At 43.0% G+C, this 10,113-nt stretch carries 11 protein-coding genes; 8 read left to right on the forward strand and 3 right to left on the reverse strand.

Annotation, left to right across the window (positions count from 1 at the left end; all coding sequences use genetic code 11):
* The first annotated feature begins 173 nt into the window (after positions 1–173).
* On the forward strand, positions 174–767 hold the full coding sequence (locus tag ACP45E_RS12200; protein ID WP_017038191.1) for a hypothetical protein: 594 nt from the start codon (positions 174–176) through the stop codon (positions 765–767).
* A 68-nt stretch (positions 768–835) separates the two neighbouring features.
* Positions 836–1,354, forward strand: a complete 519-nt coding sequence (locus tag ACP45E_RS12205; protein ID WP_026026652.1) for an NUDIX hydrolase — start codon at positions 836–838, stop codon at positions 1,352–1,354.
* A 147-nt stretch (positions 1,355–1,501) separates the two neighbouring features.
* Here ACP45E_RS12205 and ACP45E_RS12210 read toward each other — a convergent pair whose 3' ends face one another.
* Complete coding sequence (locus tag ACP45E_RS12210) at positions 1,502–1,819, reverse strand: DUF496 family protein (protein ID WP_017033709.1); 318 nt, start codon at positions 1,817–1,819, stop codon at positions 1,502–1,504.
* Between the two features lie 186 nt (positions 1,820–2,005).
* Between ACP45E_RS12210 and ACP45E_RS12215 the strand changes: the two genes are divergently transcribed.
* From ACP45E_RS12215 to ACP45E_RS12240, 6 genes are all read left to right on the forward strand, one after another.
* A complete protein-coding gene (locus ACP45E_RS12215) occupies positions 2,006–2,257 on the forward strand; it encodes a hypothetical protein (RefSeq protein WP_017033708.1) in 252 nt (83 codons plus the stop codon).
* Between the two features lie 51 nt (positions 2,258–2,308).
* Positions 2,309–2,980 carry a YceH family protein gene (locus tag ACP45E_RS12220; RefSeq protein ID WP_017033707.1) on the forward strand — a complete coding sequence of 224 codons (672 nt, stop codon included), beginning with the start codon at positions 2,309–2,311 and terminating at the stop codon, positions 2,978–2,980.
* The gene (locus tag ACP45E_RS12225) at positions 2,980–3,279 is read left to right on the forward strand and encodes a GIY-YIG nuclease family protein (RefSeq protein ID WP_017033706.1); all 300 of its coding nucleotides are present in this window, start codon (positions 2,980–2,982) and stop codon (positions 3,277–3,279) included. Before ACP45E_RS12220 ends, ACP45E_RS12225 begins: the two co-directional genes overlap by 1 nt.
* Positions 3,280–3,353: 74 nt before the next feature.
* Complete coding sequence (locus ACP45E_RS12230) at positions 3,354–4,499, forward strand: conjugal transfer protein TraF (RefSeq protein ID WP_017038190.1); 1,146 nt, start codon at positions 3,354–3,356, stop codon at positions 4,497–4,499.
* A gap of 157 nt (positions 4,500–4,656) precedes the next feature.
* Positions 4,657–5,796, forward strand: coding sequence for a substrate-binding domain-containing protein (locus tag ACP45E_RS12235; RefSeq protein WP_017038189.1), 1,140 nt, complete (start codon positions 4,657–4,659; stop codon positions 5,794–5,796).
* Complete coding sequence (locus ACP45E_RS12240; RefSeq protein ID WP_017038188.1) at positions 5,793–8,378, forward strand: LuxQ periplasmic sensor domain-containing protein; 2,586 nt, start codon at positions 5,793–5,795, stop codon at positions 8,376–8,378. The genes ACP45E_RS12235 and ACP45E_RS12240 overlap by 4 nt, the downstream gene beginning before the upstream one ends.
* 31 nt (positions 8,379–8,409) lie before the next feature.
* Here ACP45E_RS12240 and ACP45E_RS12245 read toward each other — a convergent pair whose 3' ends face one another.
* Together ACP45E_RS12245 and ACP45E_RS12250 are read right to left on the reverse strand one after the other, a co-directional pair.
* On the reverse strand, positions 8,410–9,075 hold the full coding sequence (locus ACP45E_RS12245; RefSeq protein WP_017038187.1) for a PilZ domain-containing protein: 666 nt from the start codon (positions 9,073–9,075) through the stop codon (positions 8,410–8,412).
* A 188-nt stretch (positions 9,076–9,263) separates the two neighbouring features.
* Positions 9,264–10,113: 3-hydroxy-3-methylglutaryl-CoA reductase (locus tag ACP45E_RS12250; RefSeq protein ID WP_069585050.1), on the reverse strand; the 850-nt coding region annotated here is incomplete at its 5' end.

The following is a 10,113-nucleotide window of genomic DNA, read 5'->3' on the forward strand; positions in this document are numbered from 1 at the left end:
GACCCGCTCTTCCGATCTCTATTGAACCTTTCATTAGCCGCTATTCAGCCGCTATTCGTTGGTCGTTCATTGCGTGCCAATAATAAACAGCTTGCGGGATGGATTCTGAAATGGGCATCCTTTAAAATGAGGCTAATGCTGGCGAACGTTGCCAAACCAAGGAATACAATCAGATGAGCGATCTTACGCTACAACAAGAAAATGCACTCGCTACTTTTAAGAATAACCTGCACTTACCCAACAATGGATTCCATACGTTAATTATTGATTTGAGCAAAGAGTACCATTTGCCTTTTCAAAAGGTGCGAACGGTTTTATTGAAAAGCCAACGATCTATTGAGAAAAAAATCCGTAACGAATTTGAGGCCATCAGCCATCGTGAACTAACGAAAGAACATTGGCTTGAGTTAATCCACGCCGCCTTACATGACTTAGCCCAACACAATACATCGGTGATGGAACTGCTAGCAAAAGATACCCATTATCAAAGTGCAAAAGCCGCCATGTTGATGCCCATCAGCACAGAAGATGAACGCGAAGTGATTCTAGAAAACGTATTCTGTGCCTACGAAAAAATCGTGTTCAAACCGTTAGCCGCTATGCTTCATACTAGCCCACTTTATTGGAAGTTAATGCGGGCTGAAGAGCTGTTGCAAATGACACTCACTCACCGAGAGCACTTTACGGATTACCCGCAGTATATGGAAGCGGCAGCGTGTTTATTCGAACTAGACAGCACCGTTCGCTCGATTGAGTTATCCCAATAATGAGCTAGGCCGTTATTAAGCTGGCCCAGTAAGCAGTATTCGCCCAAATTACCTTTGAGAAAAACAATATGAGACATCTTACGACTATGGTGCATCCGAGTGTCGAGCACCTTGATGATAAAATTATCTTTAAGCGCAATGCGGCCAGAGCTATCGTTGTTGATGGTGAAAACATCTTGCTCCTCTATACCGAGAGATACCACGATTACACGATTCCGGGTGGCGGATTAGACGATGGTGAGGATGTGATTGCGGGTATGGTCCGTGAATTAGAAGAAGAAACGGGTGCTCAAAACATCCATGCCATCAAACCATTTGGCCTAGTTGAAGAGTTTCGACCGTGGTACAAAGATAACGCCGATGTAATGCACATGATCTCTTACTGCTACACCTGCAAAATCGATAGGCAGTTGGGCGACACCAACTACGAAGATTATGAAATTAAGAATGGCATGAAAGCGATGTGGGTCAATATTCACGATGCGATTGCCCATAATGAAAAGACCATCGCGGAAAGTGATAAAAAAGGCATGAGTATAGAGCGAGAAACCTTCTTGCTTCATTTAATTGCCAAAGAGATGATTTAGCCAAACACGAACACTGACATACAAATACCGACATCTAAAAACAAGAAATCCGAGCGTTATCGGCTCGGATTTTAAAAACATTCACCACAAGGTGTTGAATCAATTAGCGTCAGCGACGGTTGAGTCAGAATCGGCTAATCAAGGCGTCTATTTTTTGCCTTGTGTCGATTGCTTATCTTCTTCAGTCAGTTCACGAATACGGCGGCTGATATCACGACGTGCTTTAGAGATTTCAGCACTCTTAATAATGTGGTCATCCACGCGATCTTCATAGTCCGCTTTCATGTTTTTGATGATAGCAACGATTTCGTCGTGGCTCATGTCTGACTTAATGTAATCCATTAAGTTTTCTAGGAGATCGACACGCTTACGGTTATCGCGAACTTTCTTTTCGTTATCTAAAAGCTCACGTTTTAGTTTATTTTTACGACGAGCTTGGTTTACGATTTCAAATACACTACTCATAGGTTCCTTTTCCCAATAATTAATGTTAACTACCAACGATTAAAGCACAAGAGCCCAAGACATAACAGTCTTTAGATCAATACCATTCAGATCTTGCCGAATAATTAGCCAACCACTGATGTACGCATTGTTTTCTTAGTTTGAATCACTATATTATGTCGTCCACAGAGAAGAGAACCGAACCCCATGAACCCTTCAGACATCATTGTACCTATAGAGCTTCAAGTTCAATCTATAGAAGAAGCCCATCACATTGACGAACCTCAACTCGATGACAGTGTTGAAGGCTTGCAAGCGTTATCGTATAAACTTCGAGATGCTTACCGATCTGAACGAGAAAGGCTTGAAGTGACGGAAGTAGAATTAAACCGTTCTCGCATTTTTATGGTTGATAAAAATGGCAATATGAGAATCGTACCGCTAATGTCAGAACATTAGTGGTGTAAATTAGAGTCCAGAATAAGCGAAACCGAGAAGGATGATGAATATATGACGATCGAATTAACGCCACTAGAAGCTAGAATTATCGGCTGCCTGATTGAGAAAGAAGTAACCACGCCTGATTATTATCCTCTCACGCTCAATAGTCTCACCACCGCCTGCAATCAAAAGAGTAATCGTGAGCCAGTTATGGCCATCACCGATGCGGAGGTTCAAGACACCCTGGAAGCGTTGATTGCAAAACGTTTAGTAAGTGATGAAAGTGCGTTCAATAGCCGTACAAAAAAGTACATTCATCGTTTCTGTAATACCGAATTTGGTGATTTGAAGTTTACCGAACAAGAACGAGGCATCGTATGTTGTTTGCTTCTTCGTGGCGCACAAACACCTGGTGAGCTGAGAACCCGCACCAACCGATTGTGTCAGTTTTCAGATGTAAAAGAAGTGGAGTCGATTCTAGACGCCATGAGTCATCGTGATGCGGGAGCTTTGGTGGTGAAACTGCCAAGAGAACCGGGAAAGCGTGAATCACGTTACCAGCACCTATTTAGTGGCGAAGTTGATATAGAAGCTTTAGCCGCTGCGATTCCAACACCCGCTGCCGGTAATTCAAGAGTTGAACAGTTGGAAGCGGAAGTTTCTGAGTTGAAGCTTGAACTTAGCGATATGAAAAAAGACCTTGATGAAGTCAAAGCACTTCTAGAGAGCTTAACCAGTTAATGACCGATTCTAAAGTGAGTGCTAACTGGTATGTATACTTAGTTAGGACTCCTAGTAACGCATTGTATTGTGGTATCACTACTGATGTTGATCGTCGCTTCCAGCAGCACTGCTCAGGTAAAGGGGCGAAAGCGCTCAAGGGGAAGTCACCTTTGAGCTTAGTTTGGAGTGATGTCGCAGGCATGAATCGCAGCGATGCTTCTAAAATAGAACATCGTTTAAAACGTATCCCAAAAGCGCAAAAAGAGTCCTTGGTTACTGGCGATTTGTCATTGGATTTATTGTTGAAAACCCAATAAATGCAAAAATTCGGTGCAAGTTGTGAACATGTATTAACCTTATTTATGGGAACATAAAAAAGGTTGGTAAGGAAATGAAACAACTAACAAAATTATCAGTGGCGATAGGCTTAGTCATATTGGCAACAAATTCTTATGCTGCAACCTCTGTGGCTGATGCTCGAAGTAATGGTATGGGGAACACCGGAGTTAGTACCGCAGACTACCTTTTAGCGCCATTTCATAATCCAGCATTGGCTGCGGTATACCGAGATAATGATTCCTTTGGAATCCTACTTCCAGCGGTCGCGGGTAATGTTCGAGATACCGATAAGACCATAGATACCATCGATGACTTGCAAGACACGATTACAAAATATGAAGCGAACTCTTCTGACACTTCGACAATTGATGAGCTCAATACACATCTGAATACATTGTCAGGAAATAAGCCGATTGTCGCCAGTGGTGGCGTCGGTGCGGCGGTTGCAATTCCTTTGAATGCTCTATCGATGAATATTTTTGTACGAGGTTATGCAGAAATACTGGCGCTTCCAGATATAGCGCCAGAATCGGCGGGTATCCCTACTCGATATGAAACTTCAACGGTGGACATGGTCGCCTTTGGATACAGTGAGATTGGGGTGGCATTAGCTAAACGCTTTTCGTTCAACGGGCAGGACTTTGCGCTGGGCATTACGCCCAAATTTCAAGACATGACGACGTATAAGCAAGTGATCAGTGTTGAAGATTTTGATATCGGTGATTATGACCAAAGTGAAACATCGAAAAGTGCGTTCAATCTTGATCTCGGAGCTGTGTGGTTGTATCAAGACTTTAGGGCGGCTATCGCAGTGAAAGATCTTATCTCTCAAGAGATTGATACCGTCGTTGCTGTCAACGGTGCTACCCAGTATAAATTAGATACCCAGGTAACCGTCTCTGGTGCGTATGCAATGGAGTACTTTGTCGCGACAATGGACTGGGACTTAACCGATCAATCGCGATTTAGCGGCTACAACGACGATACGCAATTTCTTCGCTTTGGTGTTGAAGGAAATGCATTTGGGTGGGCGCAACTTCGAGCTGGCTACCAAGTCGATCTGGAAGACACGCTTGATGATTCTGTCACTGCAGGCATAGGAATAAGCCCAGGAGACTTAGTCAGTTTAGATTTTGCAGGGAATTATGCAGGTGACAACCAATATGGGCTATCAGCAAACTTAGCGTTTACGTTCTAGTCGTCGCTTTTATCCGTGTATTAGTTTGCGCTTTTTGTTCTTGTCTGCGCTGACAGGCTTTTGCTTTCTAGAACGAGACGATAAAAACTAACTCGTTGGATTGCTGGTCAATAATGGTTCTAGCGCTCTTACCTTCCGGGGAAAGAGCGCATAGAATATGAATCCAAATAAGAAAACGATCTCAATGATGCCAAATATAACGCGTTTAATCACACTGGTTATTTTACTTCTACCTTCTACTACTCTTTACGCGCATTCCTCACAAGAGCTGTCGGATTACTGGGGTTACTATGAGTTTTTAGAGGCGCATCCTTCCGAATACGCGCTAACGAATTCACTAGCGACGTTAGTTAGTCAATCCCCTAAAAAACTGTCTATCACTCAAGATCGTCCTGTGACCATCTCTATCATTTATCCGGGAGATCAAATTTCAGATTATTGGGTACGAAATATCAAAGCGTTTGAAGTGAGAATGAAGAAGCTAGGTATTGATTATCGATTAAATAAGGTGGTGACTCGTATAAACAGTGATGTTCGACAACAAAATGAATCGCTAATGCAAGCACTTAAAGATAAATCGGACTATTTGGTTTTTACTTTGTATACCGTTAGACACCGGAAGTTTATGGAGCATGTGTTGGGCTCGACAGACACTAAGTTGATTCTACAAAATATTACAACACCCGTGCGGTCTTGGGATGATAGGCAGCCTTTTATGTACGTAGGTTTTGACCATGCGAGAGGGACCAAGCTTTTAGAACAATATTTTAAACAAAACATACCTGAAAAGAGCGCGTATTCAATGCTCTATTACTCAAAGGGATACATCAGTGATGCGCGAGGCGATACCTTTATTCAAGGGATGAGTCACCAAGGCAATTACACGCTTTCGTCCTCATTTTATACTCAGGCGACGAGAGAGTCAGGCTACCAATCGGCATTACGAGCACTGGACAATCAACGTGATATTTCATTTATTTATGCCTGTTCAACTGATGTTGCACTAGGGGCGGCTGACGCATTGAAAGAGCTTGGCCGTGATGACGTTATTCTAAACGGTTGGGGAGGCGGCAGCGCAGAACTTAAAGCGATTGAGATGGGTGAGTTAGACGTCACTGTGATGCGGATGAACGACGATACGGGCATCGCCATGGCAGAGGCGATTAAACTCGATCTTGAAGGCGCTAAAGTCCCCGTTCTGTATTCTGGTGACTTTGAGGTCGTCACTTCAGACGATGTTGGTCAGCGATTAGACGAGCTTAAGCGTTACGCATTTAGGTATTCGGATTTAGAATGATATTTAGACTGTCTTTGAGCAATAAATCGACAAATCTAGCGACACTTATTACTAGAACTGTATTCTCGGTGATGGCTGCTGTGACGTTGTTTGTTTTATTCCAAAATTCGCAGGCCACCTCGCGTGCAGTAGAGTCAGAAGTAGAAAGGACACGACGCCAAACGGACAGTTTAGTCCAAACTTTATTCAACTTAGAGCTGACATCGTTACGAACGCAGCAAGATAGCTACAGTAGAAATGAAACATTAATTAAGGCATTGCACAGAGAGAATACGGATTTACTGGAACAATTCTTTACCGATATTGATGAGTTGAATCCCCAACTCACCCCCGACTTTCGTTACCTTACTATCCAAGACAAAATATTTTGGGGCGATGAAAGCTATACTTTTTTTGGGATAGAAGATAGTTCGCTGACAGAGATGAGTCAAAGTATTAATCGAAGCCGTAACTGGTACCTCGTTAGAGCGTCGTCTCTTCTAGGCTCGAAGATATTGCTTTTAAGACGCATTCCAATTGTCGATCTAAGTACGGGTGAAGTACTGGCGATGTATCACATAGGTATCGTTCTCAATAGTAATTTCTCTTTAATGGATGCTATAAAGCAGGGAAGTAATTCAGACAGTGCATTAATGGTGACGGACAAGGAAGTGATCGCGTCAACCATTGGAAATGTGAATACCGACTATGAGGATCATGACGTCCTTAGCAATTTCGCAGGCTTACCTACTTCAGGCCGCTATATCGTGGTTGCAACACCGTTGAGCATCAGTGGCACATCGACCTCTATTACCATCTATACCGTACAAAGTCGGATATCTCCCGTTGAATTTAATTATCACTATAACTGGTGGGGTGGTGTCCTCATGGTGTTTATGCTCCTACTCGGTATCGTTACCTGGTACTGGTTAAATAAACGCGTCTCAGTAGAGCTGGATTCTTTAATGGATTATGCAGAAAGCTCTGCAGATAAAAGGGAGATCACACATTTTGTGGGTAGTAAAGTGAAAGAGTTTGATCTCATAGGAAATGCGTTAGAGCACTCTTTTAAACGTTTGACTGAACAAGAGAAGCAATTTGAGGATCTGTTTAACTTTTCTCTTTCTCCGATACTGTTTTGGAATGCACAAGGGGAAATAGTAAAAATAAACCCAGCCGGAGAAAAGTACTTTAATGCCCATAAAGCCGGCGATGGTACCCATCAAATCCTGGTTGACCAATTGTGGCCTAAAATAAAAATGGCGGCACAAGGCGCGACGCTGACAGGCGTTAATATCCCCATCGCAGAAAAGACGTTCCGTTGGAATTTATCGCCTATAAAAGTGAATGAACATGTCCGATGGATTATCACTCAGGGACAAGATATTACGAGTCTAATTAATGCAGAAAAACAGAGTGAAGCGGCGCGAGTTCAAGCGGAAGAATTAGCCCGATTACGAGCTGATTTTCTTGCAAAAATGAGTCATGAACTAAGAACACCACTGAATGGCATATTGGGTGTATCGCAGTTACTCAGAGGTTCTACCCTCGATCCGGTGATGCTAGAAAACATCAATGTACTGTGCAACAGCGGTGAGCATTTATTAGCTGTTCTTAATGACATCCTTGATTTTTCAAAAATAGAGCAAGGTAAATATAAGATCAAGCGTTCTTATTTCGCATCGATTGAAATATCCAAAACCATAGAGAAAATATTTTATCCCTTGTGCCAAGAGAAAGGTGTGGAGTTCATCGTAGAAACAGACTTTGAGCAAAGTGACATCATTGCTACTGACCAAGTTAGATTGAATCAAATTTTATTTAATCTAGTCGGTAATGCCATCAAGTTTACTCACGAAGGTTCCGTCAAAGTAAGCATTACTCACACTGACAATTCCCACACTGACAATAGTGTAGGCTCCCTGTTACATATCAGAGTCTCAGACACGGGGATAGGCATTGATGCGTCTCTTTTGGAACGTATCTTTGAACCCTTCGTTCAGGCCAGTTCATCCATATCTCGCGAATATGGTGGGAGTGGCCTAGGCCTGACGATTACCAAAAGTCTGATTGAATTGCTTGATGGGCGATATGAGATTGATAGTGATCTAGGACGAGGTACCACGTTCTCAATTGATATTCCGGTTGAAAGAGTGAACCGTGAGGTGTCGACCACAACAGACAATCTTGGAGAAACTGAAACCGCGCCTGCAGAGCTGTTTGACCGATCACTAGACGTATTACTTGTAGAAGATAACCATACCAACGCATTTATCGCCCGAGCGTTTTGTGAAAACTATGGCATGAATATTACGTGGGTGAAAGATGGTCAAGCGGCCATAGAAGAGGTAAAAAATCGACAATACGATTTGGTACTGATGGATAATCAATTGCCTAAGTTTAGTGGAATAGAAGCGACTCGAATCATCAGGGAAGAATTGCAGAGCAAAGTGGCAATTTTCGCTTGTACAGCGGATGGCATGCTCGACACTAAACAAGAATTTTTGGATAAGGGCGCGGATTACATCATTGTAAAACCGATCAAGCAAAATGAACTCTACCAAGCTTTCGTTTACTTAAAAGAAGAGTGCTTAAGCGAGTAACATAGGCAACAGTGTGTTTGGAGCATCCGGTTTATAAAGCGTTTGATAGTACGGCAAGTTCTAATATTTTGTTTTTAATGCTGTCGTTCATTTCGATGGGAGCGCTGAATCGTATCCCGATTTTATGTCCCTCTTTTTGCTTTTGAATATTCGCAATAGTGTATTTAATATTTTTATCAAGCAACTCAGTGACTTCAGATTGCACCTCGATCACGCTGCTTAATGTGAGCTCGTTTTCGCCAGCAAGAAACAGGGCACAGCCTGATACCGAAATATCCACTAAATGACCCTGATAGGTTTTGGTTTCCTCGGTGATAACCGCGGGTATGTCGAAAGAAAAGCGCTCATGGGTGCGAGTCGGTTTTGAAATAAAATGCTTAGGCTGACGTAAAAATATAGCATGCACAGGGCGAGATATTTTACTCAGTATCCGCGTTTTAAATGCGATCACATGGCCCAGTTTGGTATGGCAGATACCTCGAATAATGATCGAAGTATTGTCAATTTTCCTCATCAATAACGCTTCTTTAGCCTTTGTGGGCATATCGATCACGATATAGTGTTCACTCTTGTGCCCAATGATATGCGTCGCAAACGATAAGGTATCGTTAGGGCCAAACTCGATAACTGCCGAAAGCTTTAGCCCGGGGATTAGCAAAGGGTACAGGTCAGTGATGGAGTTTGAACGAGGCTTCATAAGTAAAAATAAACGAAAAGTGATAATTTAAATTATACACATCGTATTTTGAGCTCGCTGTGAAATATCGCCCTAAGATTAAGAATCGAGAAGACGGTAACAGTTCGAGCCAGTGTTCGACCGGCTCGCTCAATGTTATAGAAGTATAAAACTCATTGACTTAATATTTGAATTTTAAAAACCGAAAGCTACCGAGCCAACTTATGATGAGCCCTGGAAAAATGACCCGCACAAAAAGCGCCCACGATAGAAAGCTCTCCGGCTAAACACAATACGGCTGCGACTTCAGCGAGTGCTTGAGATTTACCGGTACCATGTAACCCCAATATATCGAGGCAGGCTTTTTGACTGGGTAAGTTGGTTCCTCCGCCTACCGTCCCAACCATGATATTAGGTAGAGTGACACTGGCATAAAGCCCACCGTGTTTGTTGAGCTCCATTCGTGTCATACCTACCGCAGATTCTCCAACACAGGCGGCATCTTGGCCGCAAGCGATATAGAGCGCTGCCAGTGCATTGGCATAATGAGCGTTAATGCCTATCGTACCACTCAGCGCTCCACCGACGGTTGTCATTTGCCCAAATTGCATCATTTTTTCAGGGGTGGTGTGCAAATATTTTTGAATCAGCGCTTTTGATAGGTGTACCTCTGCCGTTACTTTTTTACCTCTTACGCTACGAAGAGAATGCGCATTCGGTTTTTTGTCGCCAGATAAATTGCCGTCTAAGAAAGCGTACTCTGGTTCAACGGGTGTTGCCGCTAGAATATGCTCGAAGACGGCGTTGGTTGCGATGGTCACCATATTTTGACCAGAAGCGTCGCCGGTTAAAAACTCAAAGACTAAGTAAACGTGGTTGCCTTCAATGTTCACACTAATATCGGTCAGTTTTCCGTAAGATGTGGTTGCCTGAGCGAGTTGTTTAAAGTGGTCGTATTGTGTGGTGATCCAAGCAACAAATTCGCCCGCCTGTTGCAAATTGTAGAACGCAAACCCCGGTGTGCGCGTGACGCCTTCATTTAATAACATGGCGCTGGCT

Origin of the sequence: Vibrio genomosp. F10 str. 9ZD137 (assembly GCF_049974785.1) — a bacterium.
In the GTDB taxonomy this organism is placed as follows: Bacteria; Pseudomonadota; Gammaproteobacteria; order Enterobacterales; family Vibrionaceae; genus Vibrio.

Excerpts from the sequence above, each read along its gene's own strand:
- ACP45E_RS12200 (WP_017038191.1), top strand. The coding sequence starts at position 174 with ATGAGCGATCTTACGCTACAACAAGAAAATGCACTCGCTACTTTTAAG.
- ACP45E_RS12205 (WP_026026652.1), top strand. The coding sequence starts at position 836 with ATGAGACATCTTACGACTATGGTGCATCCGAGTGTCGAGCACCTTGAT.
- ACP45E_RS12210 (WP_017033709.1), bottom strand. The coding sequence starts at position 1,819 with ATGAGTAGTGTATTTGAAATCGTAAACCAAGCTCGTCGTAAAAATAAA.
- ACP45E_RS12215 (WP_017033708.1), top strand. The coding sequence starts at position 2,006 with ATGAACCCTTCAGACATCATTGTACCTATAGAGCTTCAAGTTCAATCT.
- ACP45E_RS12220 (WP_017033707.1), top strand. The coding sequence starts at position 2,309 with ATGACGATCGAATTAACGCCACTAGAAGCTAGAATTATCGGCTGCCTG.
- ACP45E_RS12225 (WP_017033706.1), top strand. The coding sequence starts at position 2,980 with ATGACCGATTCTAAAGTGAGTGCTAACTGGTATGTATACTTAGTTAGG.
- ACP45E_RS12230 (WP_017038190.1), top strand. The coding sequence starts at position 3,354 with ATGAAACAACTAACAAAATTATCAGTGGCGATAGGCTTAGTCATATTG.
- ACP45E_RS12235 (WP_017038189.1), top strand. The coding sequence starts at position 4,657 with ATGAATCCAAATAAGAAAACGATCTCAATGATGCCAAATATAACGCGT.
- ACP45E_RS12240 (WP_017038188.1), top strand. The coding sequence starts at position 5,793 with ATGATATTTAGACTGTCTTTGAGCAATAAATCGACAAATCTAGCGACA.
- ACP45E_RS12245 (WP_017038187.1), bottom strand. The coding sequence starts at position 9,075 with ATGAAGCCTCGTTCAAACTCCATCACTGACCTGTACCCTTTGCTAATC.